The sequence below is a fragment of the Sphingobium baderi genome, from assembly GCF_001456115.1.
Classification (GTDB): domain Bacteria; phylum Pseudomonadota; class Alphaproteobacteria; order Sphingomonadales; family Sphingomonadaceae; genus Sphingobium; species Sphingobium baderi_A.
The window spans coordinates 630,086-643,980 of record NZ_CP013264.1 but is presented as its reverse complement, the minus strand read 5'-3'; the positions used below and the strand labels follow the sequence as shown (position 1 = coordinate 643,980).

General features: G+C 59.3%; 8 protein-coding genes. 3 read left to right on the top strand and 5 right to left on the bottom strand.

Annotated elements, in window-relative coordinates; genetic code table 11:
• Positions 1–3: 3 nt before the first annotated feature.
• On the bottom strand, positions 4–585 hold the full coding sequence (locus ATN00_RS03305; protein WP_420496690.1) for a hypothetical protein: 582 nt from the start codon (positions 583–585) through the stop codon (positions 4–6).
• A 345-nt stretch (positions 586–930) separates the two neighbouring features.
• Here ATN00_RS03305 and ATN00_RS03300 point away from each other — a divergent pair, with 345 nt between their 5' ends.
• Positions 931–3,870 (top strand): TonB-dependent receptor domain-containing protein, encoded by a 2,940-nt coding sequence (locus ATN00_RS03300; protein WP_231746373.1) that lies wholly within the window; start codon positions 931–933, stop codon positions 3,868–3,870.
• 55 nt (positions 3,871–3,925) lie between these two features.
• Here ATN00_RS03300 and ATN00_RS03295 read toward each other — a convergent pair whose 3' ends face one another.
• Positions 3,926–4,645: a 2OG-Fe(II) oxygenase gene (locus tag ATN00_RS03295; RefSeq protein WP_082635083.1), complete on the bottom strand. Its 720-nt coding sequence runs from the start codon at positions 4,643–4,645 to the stop codon at positions 3,926–3,928.
• A gap of 441 nt (positions 4,646–5,086) precedes the next feature.
• Between ATN00_RS03295 and ATN00_RS03290 the strand changes: the two genes are divergently transcribed.
• Positions 5,087–7,384 (top strand): TonB-dependent receptor plug domain-containing protein, encoded by a 2,298-nt coding sequence (locus ATN00_RS03290; RefSeq protein WP_062062102.1) that lies wholly within the window; start codon positions 5,087–5,089, stop codon positions 7,382–7,384.
• Here ATN00_RS03290 and ATN00_RS03285 read toward each other — a convergent pair.
• The gene (locus ATN00_RS03285) at positions 7,353–8,717 is read right to left on the bottom strand and encodes a transposase (protein WP_013039168.1); all 1,365 of its coding nucleotides are present in this window, start codon (positions 8,715–8,717) and stop codon (positions 7,353–7,355) included. The two genes, ATN00_RS03290 and ATN00_RS03285, sit on opposite strands and share 32 nt — an antisense overlap.
• A gap of 125 nt (positions 8,718–8,842) precedes the next feature.
• On the opposite strand from ATN00_RS03285, the gene ATN00_RS03280 reads away from it, so the two are divergent.
• On the top strand, positions 8,843–9,472 hold the full coding sequence (locus ATN00_RS03280; RefSeq protein WP_156415209.1) for a TonB-dependent receptor domain-containing protein: 630 nt from the start codon (positions 8,843–8,845) through the stop codon (positions 9,470–9,472).
• Between the two features lie 65 nt (positions 9,473–9,537).
• Here ATN00_RS03280 and clpB read toward each other — a convergent pair whose 3' ends face one another.
• Positions 9,538–12,117: an ATP-dependent chaperone ClpB gene (clpB, locus tag ATN00_RS03275; protein WP_062062095.1), complete on the bottom strand. Its 2,580-nt coding sequence runs from the start codon at positions 12,115–12,117 to the stop codon at positions 9,538–9,540.
• Positions 12,118–12,232: 115 nt separating this feature from the next.
• Complete coding sequence (locus ATN00_RS03270; RefSeq protein WP_062062092.1) at positions 12,233–13,861, bottom strand: M28 family metallopeptidase; 1,629 nt, start codon at positions 13,859–13,861, stop codon at positions 12,233–12,235.
• Positions 13,862–13,895: the final 34 nt, after the last annotated feature.

Sequence of the window (13,895 nt, the reverse complement as noted above, 5' to 3'; positions counted from 1 at the left end):
GACTCAGCCGACGCGCTTCATCCGCACGGCGCGATCATCTTCGATCTTGCCCATGAAGCTGCCCATGCTGGCGCGGCGGATTTCTATCGTCATGCCCGCTTTCGGAGTGCGGCGGATGATGGGTTCCGTCGTCATCCATTGTGCGCCGTCCTCCAACTGGATCTGCCATTTCCCATAACCAAGATTTTTGACCGAGGCGATGGTGGTCTGGATACGGGAAAACCCTTCTTCTTCCTTTTTCGCATCGTCGTCGCCGTCAAGGAAAGGCAGTTTGGGAAAGGAAAAGCCAAAAAGCGTCCGCCGCGTTTTGTGCAATTCAGCCTTGTCCAAAATCACGACTTCATCGCGATCCGATGCCGCCTGCATATCGGCGACCTGCCGATCAAAACAAGCGAGTCGTTGTGAATCCATTGCAATGTCGCGGCATTTCAGCAGGTCGGTGAAGATTTCGGGACGAGGCTGTTGAGGGGGCGCAGCGCGTGCATTTTGCAACGCCAGGCCGAAGGCGATGGCAAGAACAAGGACGTGTGATGTTTTGGTCAACGGCTTTCTCCATCGCTTCCCGGCAAATGCCAGAGCTAGCAAGCACCCGAAGCTCCCTGCGTCAAGAGAGGTGTCAAAGAGCCCGAAAAACCATGGAAATGGCATAATCGGTCAAGCAAAACTCCGTCGTCTGCAGCAATGAATATGGTCACCTGGGAACGTTGTAATAATATTGCTTTCCCCGATTTTTACCCCGGCGCCAGTTTGTTGCATTTATGATACAGCCCGCTGTAAAAGCAGTGCGCGCGCTGTGAGCGCGCTTTACAGATGACCCCAGTCCCGCGCAATTTCCGCCAATCCACAAGGGGAACGCTGTCGGGCATATCTCTCCTTAGGACCATAATGGGGGCAGGAAACTGCCTTCACTCCAGAGCAAGGGACTGGACCGTGAAGAAACTTTCGAAAACCGCGCTTCTGCGCGCCGGTGTCGCGCCATTCATTGTGGGCGCGATGCTTCCTGCTGCTGCATTTGCACAGGGCGGGGCCGCCGACGAAGGCGAAGCCACTATCATCGTTACCGGTTCGCGTATCGCGCGGCCGGACCTCGACCAGGCTAGCCCCATTGCGGTGGTGTCGGCCGAGCAGTTTGCGCTTAAGGGCCAGACCAACGTCGAGAGCGTCCTCAACGATCTGCCACAGGTCATGGGTTCGTCGACGGGCACGTCGAACAATCCCGGCGGCGGCATCGCGACCGTCGACCTTCGCGGCCTTGGCACTTCGCGTACGCTGGTGCTGGTCAATGGCCGCCGCTACATGTCCTATGACGTCAATCAGGTCGTCGACCTCAACACCATTCCGCAGGCGCTGATTGAGCGCGTGGACGTGGTGACGGGTGGCCGCTCGGCCGTTTACGGGTCGGACGCGATCGCCGGTGTCGTCAACTTCGTCCTGAAGCGCGACTTTGAAGGCATCGAACTCAATTCGACATACGAGCTCAGCAGCCGTGGCGATGGCGCGCGTTGGGACATCAATGGCACCATCGGCGCCAATTTCGATGACAACCGCGGTAACGTCACGCTTTCGCTCGATTATTACAAGCGCAAGGCGATCTTCGCCAGCAAACGTAGCTGGTCGCGTGACAGTTTCAACGATAACCAGGACGGCACTTTCAGCCCCGGCGGTTCCGGTTCGATCCCTGAGGGTCGTATCCAGGTTCCCGGCCTGAATGCCGCGCTGGGACTTCCGAACAGTGCAATCTTCTTCAACCCGGATGGCAGCCCGAGTGCATATGACTCATCGGCCAACGCCTATAACACCAATCCCGCGAACTATCTGCAGGTTCCGCAGGAACGCTTCCTCATCTCCGCGCGCGCGCAATATGAGGTGAGCAGCATCTTCAAGCCCTATATGGAAGCGCAATATGTCAACAATCGCGTTGACAACCTGCTTGCCGCGACGCCGCTGGGCAACTCCACCCCCTTTGGCACCGGCGTGAACGCAGGGTCGCTGGGCGCTTTCGACATCCAGGCGAATTCGCCCTACTTCTCGCCTGAACTTCAGGCTGCATTGAACGGTCTTGATACGGATGGCGATGGCTATGTCAGCGTCCCGGCCTATGGTTTCCGCACCTTGGGCCTGGGCGGCCGCCTCAATCAGGATGATCGCAGCGCTTTCCGGATCGTCGTCGGTGCGGAAGGCGACCTGGGAGCGGGCTGGTCCTATGACGGCTACTACATGTATGCCCGGACCAAGAATTCCCAGCGTCAGACGGGCAATGTTGCTCTGACCAATTTCCTGGCTGCGACTCGTACCGCTTTCCAGGATTCGGCCGGTAACATCTCGCCCTTCCCGTTCGCGGGTGAGCCCAATGGGGGCACGCTTGTCTGCTCTTCGGCCGATGCGCGTCAGGCGGGCTGCGTCCCGGCGAATCTCTTCGGCACGGGTAATCTTTCCTCCGACGCGGCCGCTTATCTCGGCATTGGCGCGACCAATCTGGAGGAATACACGACCCAGGTTGCCAGCGTCGCCTTCACCAACTCCAGCCTGTTCGATCTCGGCGCAGGCGGCGTCGGCGTCGCGCTCGGCGCGGAATGGCGTTCGGAACGGGGCAGCACCACGCCCGACACCTTCCTGGCATCGGGCAATGTCGGCGGCTTCAATCCTGGCGCGCCCACATCGGGTGGCTACAGTGTTCGCGAATTCTTCGGCGAAGTGAATGTTCCGCTTCTGGCCGACACCTTCGTGAAGCGGTTTGAAGTCAACGGCGCGGCGCGTTTCACGCATTATTCCAACGCGCCGGGCAATGTGTTCACCTGGGCGGCAGGCGCGCAGCTTGAAGTTGTCAAGGGCATCGGCTTCCGTGGCCAGTTCCAGCGGGCAATCCGTGGTCCCAGCGTCAACGAGCTGTATCTGGGGCAGACCGTCAGCTTTGACGGCCAGAGCGATCCGTGCGGCAATGCCGGTGTGACGCCGACCAGCGCATTGGGTCAGGCCTGTATCGCCAATGGCGTGCCCGCCCAATATGTGGGCGATCCGAACACCAACGACTCGAACCTGGTGAATCCGCCATCGTTCCAGTCGGGTAATGCGGATCTGCGCGAAGAAAAGTCGAAGACCTTTACCATCGGTGCGGTCTTGACGCCCGGCCTGTTGCCCGGTTTCAGCGCGACGGTTGACTATTACAAGATCAAGATCACGGGTTTCATCAGCCCTTATGGCCAAGGCAATATCTTTGCGGGCTGTTTTGACCAGGGCATTCAGTCCTTCTGTGACCTAATTTCGCGTAACTCGCTCGGTCAGGTGGAACGGATCGTCGACCAGAACCAGAATTCGGGTGGCCTCAAGACCGACGGTCTGGATATCTCGTTGGGCTACACCACGCCGCTGCCGTTCACGATTGCCGGCGATGAACCGAAACTGTCGCTGAACTTCAACGGCACGCGCGTTTTCAAATATGACTTCACGCCCGTCGTTGGCGTGCCGATCGTCAATGAATGCGTCGGCAAGTTCGGCGTGGCGTGCAGCACTTCGGTGCCGTCGGGCCAGCCGATTCCGAAGTGGCGCCATTCTCTCCGCACTACTCTCGACTTCGGTAAGATAACGACTTCGGTGCAATGGCGTTACACGGGCGGCGTGCGCGATGATGATCCGAACACCACCTATGCGGTGGAAAAGATCAAGGCTTTCAATTATTTCGATTTGGCCCTCGCGGCCGACATCACGGATAATTTCAGCCTCACCGGCACTGTGTCGAACCTGTTCGACAAGCGTCCGCCCTTCGTTATCAGCCAGCAGACCGGCGGTAACGGCGAGCAGTCCAACACACTGCCTAGCACTTATGATGTTCTGGGACGCTATCTCTCGATCTCGGCGAAGCTTCGCTTCTGATCCGCGTCCAGTCTATATTGGGAATAAGGGGCGGAGTGGGAACTCTGCCCCTTATTTATTTCTCGTGGAACGACCTTAGCCAGCCGGTGACTGAATAGCGGCGTTGATCGGCAAAGGACGTCACCAGACTTACACTGTGGTCTTGAGGAACGGAAAACAGACTCAGGCCGTTGAAGGTCGGCAGCCAGGCGGAGGCGGTTTCTCCTTCATGAAACATGAGCAGGCCGCCCCATTCAAATCGCCATGATCGAGTGAGGCCAAGAACATAGGCCGCGCGTCTATGCTTGCCGTCGATGGCGTCGTTATGACGCGACAGGAAATCGCCTGATCCATAAGCCGTGGCTTGTGCATCCACAAAGTCAACCTCTTCATCGCCCGTGATTTCGCGCATGAATTCGATAACAGGCCGGGAATTCATGAAATTGACGAAAAAATGCAGGATATCGTCCGGGTTTCTTTGACCTATATCATCAGGAACACGGATGGTTTCATAGCGATATTGGAACCCGTACCGGGCGCTATTCTTGATTGCTTCCTCGAGATTTTTGTTTCTATCGTCGTCAAAGGATCGCCTCAATTCTCGGGACAGCTCAAATATCCTGTCACCGGAATTGATGACTTGCATCCAGTCGGCACGTTGCACGAGAGCAGATAATAATGCTTCAGCAAAGGAAGAATCGAGAAAATCTGAAATTCTAACTCGTCCAGCTGACTTATAGGTATCTTTTATTATATCTAAATTAAGATTTGAATTTATCTTATAGGATATATTCATGATAATTTTACCTATATAGTATTATATTAATATAAATAATATAATAGATATGAATATAATCTATATTATTTATACTAGGTGTAATTTAAATAAATCATTTATATAATTATAAATACGACAAATGTGACATTATATCATTTCTATTTTTATAAGATAGTTATAATATAATTTCTAATTGGCGCTATATAGAAACCCTGTGATAGATTTGCTACAGTTGGCAGCATAATCAACTGGAGTCATTTTCTCTGTCTTTACAGTTCCTCTCGCCATCCGCAGTTTCAAAGCCACTCATGCGCGGGATGCTGTCGGGCATAAATCCCTATCGCGTGATTGTTGAGAGAGCAGAACATTCTCTCGAACTCCAGAGCAAGGGACTGGACAGTGAAAATCATATCGAAAACAGCAAGTTTGCGGAACAGTGCTGGGTCGATCGCTATCGGCATGGCTTTGATTTCATCCTATGCCATGGCGCAGGAATCGACCCAAGGGGAAGATGAACCGATAATTGTCGTTACGGGTTCGCGTATTGCGCGACCGGAACTGGATGTCGCCAATCCCATCGTTGCGGTTTCTGCCGAACAGATCGAGCAGACAGGCCGTACCAACCTGACCGATATTCTTTTGCGCAATCCTGCACTTTCGGCTTCCACCGGCAGTTCGCTGTCCGGAGGCGCGGACGCGGGCTTTGGTGAGACGGGCGTCAACCTGCTCAATCTCCGCAATCTGGGGGAGGAGCGGACACTCGTTCTCGTGAACGGTAAGCGCCACGTCGCCGGCATCGCCAATTCGGCGGCTGTGGATATCAACACTATTCCCGAAGATCTGATCGAACGGGTTGACGTTCTAACGGGCGGCGCATCGGCGATTTACGGCGCGGATGGCGTGTCGGGCGTGGTCAATTTCGTGCTCAAGCGCAATTTCGAAGGACTGACCGCGCGCGCCCAATCCGGCATTTCGTCCAAGGGTGACGCAGCCAATCGCTATTTCAGCGTGACGGCGGGCAAGAATTTCGCGGAAGGGCGCGGCAACATTGCGGTTGCATATGAATATAATAAGTCCGATCGTCTTAGCCCCTTTGCGCGCGGATTTTCGGGAAATCCTGCGAAATATAGGGAAATCCTTCAGAATCAGGATGACTTGGATGATGATCCCAACGTTCCTGATCGGATTCCCTATAGCAATCTGACCTGGGCCGACAGTTCGCCCGATGGTGCCGTGGATCTCGATCTCGACGGCATCCCCGATTTCACCGGCAGCGGTCTTCCTTATGATCGAGGGCAAATCCTGATCGGCGGTAATGCGCGTGCGGTCGGCGGATCGAACACGCCGGTTGCCGGCTATTTCGGCGATCTTCAACCATCGCAGAACCGGCACATGTTCAATATGCTGGCCAGCTATGAATTCTCCCCCGCCATCCGCTTCTATGCAGAGGGCAAATATGTCGAGACCAAAGCCTATTCCGTGGCTCAGCCCAGCTTCGATTTCTTCACTTATCTTCAGCCGGACAATGCTTATCTGGCCGACCGGTTTGGTGCGGGCGCCGCGCCGGACGGTGCCTTGGTATCGCGTGACAATTACGACTTCGGCATTCGCGGCGAAACCGTAAAGCGCAAGACTAAGCGTATCGTGCTCGGCTTTGACGGCGCAATTACCGACAATCTCAACTATGATGTTTCCTATATCTATGGCGAAACCAAGGTCCGTAACCGTCAGACCGCCAATCTGATCGGCGACCGCTACTATGCGGCGCTGGATGCGGTGCGTGATCCTGTGACGGGGGATATCGTCTGCCGGTCGACGCTTGCCTATGGCGGTGTCATCGATCCGGATAATTTTGGCGGTCCTGCCACAACCTTCACGCCGGGCGCGGGTAGCGCCTGTCGTCCGCTCAATGTTTTGGGCAATGGCGTGGCCGATCCTGAAGCGCTCGCCTTCGTGCTGGCCGACAATGTCAGCCGCTCCAAGATTTCGCAGGAAGTGGTGACGGGGTCCGTTTCGGGCAACCTGGATTCGGTTTTCACCTTCCCCGGCGGCGGTTCCTTCGGCTTCGCGCTGGGCGGAGAATATCGTCGCGAAAAGAGCCGCGAGACGCCCGATGCGCTGATTCAGAACGGCGAATTCCGTGACTTCGCTGCGCTACCTATCAGCGGCGGGCGTTTCAGCGTGAAGGAATTTTTCGGCGAAGTGAATGCGCCGATCCTGTCCAATATGCGTTTCGCCCATCTGCTCTCGGTCGGAGGTGCGATACGTTTTTCCGACTATAGCACCGTAGGCAAGACGACCACATGGAAGGTGGACGGCATTTATGCGCCGATCCCCGATCTGCGGTTCCGTGGGTCCTATTCGCAGGCGGTGCGCGCGCCCAATATCGGCGAACTGTTTCAGCCCGCGACGGGCACGTTCCTTCAGGTTCAGGACCCTTGCGATTTCAGGCGGCTGGATGAGGGCACGCAATATCGCCGCGCGAATTGCGCCACCATTTTGTCCGGCCTTGGCCTGACCCCGGACGAGATTGCCAATTTCACGCCTTCCACCGTTCCTTCAGTCAATACGACCCGGCGCGGAACGACCGGCGGCAATCCGTTGCTGACGGAGGAGACGGCTAAGTCGTGGACGGCGGGCCTCGTGTTGCAACCCCGGTTCATTCCCGGTCTGACACTCACTTTCGACTGGTACGACATTAACAGCGCGGTGACGAAGTCGGTTTTCAGCCGGGTCTGTCAGCGCCTTCAGGGGTAAAAACGATGAGGAGCATGGCCCTTTCTCCGTCGAACTCGGCGACGAGGGCGATGACGAGCGCAACATCGGTCTGAACTACGAACAAGAATGCCTTGGATGCGCCCCTGGCGCCCCTCGGAGTGCCGCAACCGAACAGGGCGCGCATGAGAATGCCAAGATTGAACCCGGCGACGTGGATCAAATAACGCTTGTGAACATTCTCGCGCCCGCGCAGCCACGCGCGGCGCATGCCGCCGCGATCCAGGACGTGGGCAAAGCTACGCTCGACCATCTCACCACGCTTGCGCATCGCCTTGCGTCCGACGGCGGATTTCAGGCGAGACCGATTGGCGTAGACGGCCTTCTGGGCAGCCTCGTCGCCGTGCCAGCGCAGATATCCATTCGGCGGTGCCGGCTCGGCGATGCGCGTCTTCCAGATGTCGCCGTCGAGACCCTTGAGGAGCTCGCGCGAATGATAGCCTTTATCGGTCACAAGATCGCAGGGATCCCCGGACGTCGGCGCCAGGCCAATGTCGGCGAGGTTGCGTGCTGCCGTCTCCAGCGTGGCGTCGAGCGTTGTCGTGTCGCCCTTGTCGGCCGGGTGGATCGGCGCTGCCACGATAACACCCGTGTCGAGATCGACCGCGTGTTCGGGCTTGTAGGCCAGACGCGTCGAGCCGTTCTTCATCCGCGCGACCTTCGCGTCGGGATCGGTCTTGCTCGCCCAGTCCGCATTCGACAGCTTCTTGCCCTTGCGTTTGCGATCGAGCCGGACAAGGTCGTCGATCGTCGGCGTGTCGATGCCGCTCTCTTGCGCCATGCGCACCAGCATCTCGCGGTAGGTCTCGCCATTGTCACGCCGCACGATGGTACGCAGCGCGGCGTTCGCCTCCATGGTCGAGCCATCGACGCCGATCCGCTCGCCTTTCACCAGATCGTGCCCGGCGACGAGGGCCAGTACCCAGCCGAAGATCTGGTCATGTACCTCGTGCGGCAGGCGGCTCCGCGTCTTCGACAACCAGCTATGATCAGGGACCTTGTCGCGGCTCGACAGTCGCAGGAACTCCCGCAGCGACAGCGAATCCGAACAGCGCCAGACAATCCCGCGTTCGCTGTCGATGCCCTCGAAATAGCCGATCAGCAGCATGCGGAAATAGCGGCCCGGCGGCAGCGACGGGGCTCCCATCCGCGGCGCATAATAGGGCTTGCACGTCTTCTCGACAAAGCCATCGAAGCCCGCCTCGGCCAGCAGCTTCTGGAGCTTGTCGTAGAAAACATGCCCCGGTGAACGCGGTATCTCCGCCCACGTCACGATCAAATCGGACTGGACCTCGCTATCACGCCCCATCGCCATCGCCGCTAACCCGCCAGACAATCCCACTGCCGCACTGAATCAGCCACCGCCGACTTCGTCAACGGCCTGTTAAGATCAAAAATGCCGTCAACACGCCTACGCCGACCGAATTGGCGCGGCTTTGCGTGGATCAGCCCACCGCCGAAAATGTGTTCTGCGAGAATATATTCCGTGATCCGGCAACGGGCTTCGTCCTGGGTGACGGCAACGATATCCAGCGTCGCATCGGTTTCAATGTGCGACCGCAGAATGTGGCCGCGCTGCGGACGGCAGGCGCGGATTTCTCCATCCGCTACGTGTTTTCGCCCAGCGAGAATCTCGGCACCTTCAATATCAACCTGATCGGTGGCTATCTGGACAGGAAGACGGAAGTTCCTTCCATCGGCGCTGAGATCGATAATGATATTTTGGAGGCTTACAATCCCCGGTGGCGCGGTACATTGGACCTGGTGTGGAAACTGAACAAGTTCACCGCCAACTATACTTTCACCTATTCCAGCAAGACCCGCCGCTATCTGACGGAGGAATTGACCGGCAATCCCGATCTCGTCGATCCTAAATATGTCTGGTACAAAGAGCTTCAGCAACATGACATCCGCTTCGCCTATGAAGTCGATGAAAGGTTCCAGGTTTATGCGGGGATCAACAATTTCACGGATCAGACGCCGGACCTGGGAGAACTCAGCTATCCGATTTCCGGTGTAGGTCGCTTCCTTTATGCAGGTGTGAAGCTGCAAACCGGCAAGCTGTTTTGAGCACAGTTTTCAGTATCAAAAGAAAAGGGGGGCATATGCCCCCCTTTTTTCGCTAGAGGGTGGGATCAAGCCACCCTCAACACCAACCCGCCATCGCCTTCCTCGACCTTCACCGTCGACCCATCCGGCACTTCGCCGCGCAGGATCAGGTCGGCGAGCGGGTCTTGCAGGTAACGCTGCACCGCCCGCTTGAGCGGCCGCGCGCCATAGACCGGATCGTAACCGACCCGCCCCAGCCACGCCCGCGCGCCGTCCGTCAGGTCCAGCACCACCTTGCGGTCCTTCAGCAGCTTCTGCACCCGCCCGACCTGGATATCGACGATCGGCGCCATATGGTCCGCGCCCAGGCGGTGGAACAGGATGATGTCGTCCAGGCGGTTGAGGAACTCCGGCCGGAAATGCGCCCGGACCACCTCCATCACCTGCGGCTCGACATCCTCGACGCTCTGGCCGTCCGCCAGATTGGTCAGATACTGGCTGCCCAGATTGGACGTCAGCACGATGATCGTGTTGGTGAAGTCCACCGTGCGCCCCTGCCCATCGGTCAGGCGCCCGTCGTCCAGCACCTGCAACAGCACGTTGAACACGTCGCCATGCGCCTTCTCCACCTCATCGAACAGCACCACCTGATAGGGCCGCCGCCGCACCGCTTCGGTCAGCACGCCGCCTTCCTCATAGCCGACATAGCCCGGAGGCGCGCCGATCAGCCGCGCGACGCTGTGCTTCTCCATGAACTCGCTCATGTCGATCCGCACCATCGCGTTGTCGTCGTCGAACAGGAAGCCCGCAAGCGCCTTGGTCAGTTCCGTCTTGCCCACGCCCGTGGGCCCCAGGAACAGGAACGATCCCAGCGGCCGGTTCGGGTCCTGCAATCCCGCGCGTGAACGGCGCACGGCGGTCGCCACGGCCTTCACCGCCTCCTGCTGCCCGATGACGCGCTTGCCCAGTTCCGCTTCCATGGCGAGCAGCTTCTCGCGCTCGCCCTCCATCATCTTGTCGACGGGGATGCCAGTCCAGCGGCTCACGACCGAGGCGATATCCTCGCTCGTCACCTCCTCGCGCAGCATCGCGCCCTGCGTGACGTTCTGCGCCTCTTCCAGCTTGCGCTCCAGTTCGGGGATGCGCCCATAGGCCAGTTCCCCCGCTTTCGCGAGGTCGCCGCCGCGCTGCGCCTGCTCCAGTTCCAGCCGCGCGGCATCGAGCTGCTCCTTGAGCTTGCTTTCGCCCGCGATCTTGTCCTTCTCCGCCTGCCAGCGCTGCGTCAGTTCCGCCGACTGCTGCTCCAGATTGGCAAGATCCTCTTCCAGCGCCGCCAGCCGGTCCGCCGACGCCTTGTCCGTCTCCTTCTTCAGCGCCTCCCGCTCGATCTTGAGCTGGATGATCCGCCGGTCGAGATTTTCGATCTCCTCGGGTTTGCTCTCCACCTCCATCCGCAGGCGCGACGCCGCCTCGTCCATCAGGTCGATGGCCTTGTCGGGCAGGAAACGGTCGGTGATGTAGCGGTTGGAGAGCGTCGCCGCCGACACCAGCGCGCCGTCGGTGATCCGCACGCCATGGTGCAGCTCATATTTCTCTTTCAGGCCGCGCAGGATGGAAATGGTGTCCTCCACCGTCGGTTCGCCCACGAACACCGGCTGGAACCGCCGCTGGAGCGCCGGGTCTTTCTCGACATATTTGCGATATTCGTCGAGCGTCGTCGCGCCGATGCAGTGCAGTTCGCCGCGTGCCAGAGCGGGCTTGAGCAGGTTGCCCGCATCCATCGCGCCTTCGGACTTGCCCGCGCCGATCAGCGTGTGCATCTCGTCGATGAACAGCACGATCTGCCCTTCGGCGCCCTTCACCTCATCGAGCACGCCCTTCAAGCGCTCCTCGAACTCGCCGCGATATTTGGCGCCCGCGATCAGGCTCCCCATGTCGAGCGCCATCAGCGTGCGGTCTTTCAGCGTATCGGGCACATCGCCATTGGCGATACGCAACGCCAGCCCTTCGGCGATGGCGGTCTTGCCGACGCCGGGGTCGCCGATGAGGACGGGGTTGTTCTTGGTCCGCCGCGCCAGGATCTGGATGGTGCGGCGAATCTCCTCGTCGCGCCCGATCACCGGGTCCAGCTTACCGTCCTTCGCGGCTTGCGTCAGGTCGCGCGCGAATTTCTTGAGCGCGTCATAGCGGTCCTCGGCGCTCGCCGTATCGGCGCTGCGGCCTCCGCGCAGATCGTTGATCGCGGCGTTGAGCGCCTCGGCCTTCACGCCCGCCGCGGCGAGCGCCTTGCCCGCCGCCGTGGTGGAGGCGAGCGTCAGCGCCAGCAGCAGCCGCTCGACGGTGACGAAGCTGTCGCCCGCCTTCTGGGCCACCTGCTCCGCGCTGTCGAGCACGCGCACGGCGTCATTGTCGAGGCCCGGCGTCTGCTGCGCGCCGCTGCCCGACACGGCAGGTATCTTCGCCAGCGCCGCATCGGTATCGCGCACCGCGATCTCGGGCGATCCACCGGCGGCCTTGATCAGGCCCGCGGCCATGCCCTGCTGATCCTCCAGCAGCGCCTTGAGCAGGTGTTCCGGGGTGATCCGCTGATGGTTCATGCGGATCGCGACGGTCTGCGCCGACTGGAGAAAGCCCTTGGCGCGATCAGTGAATTTCTCGAGGTTCATGACATCCCCTTCGTAAAAGCTGTTCGCGATGTAGTGTTGCTAAAAGGCAACACAAGAGGCGTTACGCAAATATCCTATCCGGCCACGCCAAAAACCCATCGCTTCGCCATTTCATTCATGGTTTCGCCGCCTTGGCCTCGCCGGGCGCGAAGGCGTCGCCGAAGAAGTCCCCTTCATACCAGCGCGGAGCCTCCGCCGCATCGGCGATCTCCCGCGCAATGGCATAATTCACCCGCGCGAACTTCGCCGCCGCCTCCCAATGGAAAGGAAGGTCGATCTGGTCGGACGGCTTGTGGTAATCGGTCTTGAGGAAATGCTCGAACGCCGCCTTCCCCGGCCCGGCAAAGCCCGAAATCAGGAATACCGAAGGCACGCCTTCCTCGACGAAGCGATAATGGTCCGACCGCGTGAACAATCCCTCCGCAGATATCGGATCGGCCGACAGGGCGATCCCTTCCGACTTCGCCGCCCGTTCCACGATCGGTCCCAGTGTCGAATGCTCCGCCCCAAAGGCCACCACGTCCTGAAAGTCGTAAGTCAGGATCGGCATGTCCAGATTGACGACGCCCACCAGCTTCCCGCCCGCTGGCAGCACCATGTTCTTGGCCAGATATTGCGATCCCAGCAACCCGTCCTCTTCCGCTGTCACCGCCGCGAACAGGATGGAGCGTTTCGGCCGCGCTCCACTCTCCGCAAAGGCTTTCGCTACCGCCAGCATCGTCGCGATGCCCGACGCATTGTCCATCGCGCCATTGTAGATCTTGTCCTTGCCGGGCGTGTCGGGCTTCACGCCCACATGGTCGAGATGCGCCATCAGCAGTACATATTCTTTGGCCAGCGCCGGATCGGAACCGGGCAGCACCGCCAGCACATTGCTGCTGGGTGCGTGCGTCACGCTGCTCGTCCGGTCGATGCGGACCAGCGGCTTCAGCGCAAATCCCTTGGGCCGCCCGCCCTTCTTCCCAGCCTCGGCCCGGACTGCCGCCAGCGTCCGTCCCGATCCGGCCAGCAAAGCCTCCGCCGCCGCGCCATTGGCATAGGCCGATCCTCTTATCCCCGGTGTGCGGACATAAAGCTGCCCATCGGGTTGCACCCATCCCACGCTGGGGTCGCTCGCCCGCTCCTGCAATCTTTCCCATGGCGTCCGCGCCAACATGGTAGGGCTGGGGATGGTGATGAGGCCGATGACGCCCGCCTGTTGCGCTGCCCGCGTTTTCTCCGCCGCCAGATGGGCCCCGATCTCGCTTGGCATCCCCACCGGCGATCCCGACAGCGCGACTGCCCATTTACCCTTGAGATCAAGGCCCGCATAATCGTCGATCTTCTCCCGGTCCGACCGGAGCCCATAGCCGACGAAGACCGCGCCAGCCTCAAAACTTTGCTTCGGTTCCCGGCCAAACGCGCCAATCGCCACATCACCGCCATTGTCGAAACGCTTGCCATCGATGGTGAGCCCGGTGGAGTTGTTTTTGTCCAGTTTCGCCACCGCCAGCGACACCGGCTGATACCAGCTATCTGGCACGACCTGTTCCAGCCCCAGCGCGGTGAAGCGCGCCGCGACATAGCGCGCGGCAATATCGTAGCCCCGCGTTCCGCCATCGCGCCCTTCCAGCAGATCATCCGCCAGAAAGCTTATATCCGCGCGGATCGCGTCGGACGAAAAGACGGGCCTGTCCTGAGCTATGGCCATTGGAGGAATGGCAAGGGCAAGAGCCATAGCGGAAAGGGCAATACGAAGGGCCATGAGGAAACTCTCTGATGGTTGGGCCATCGAAACT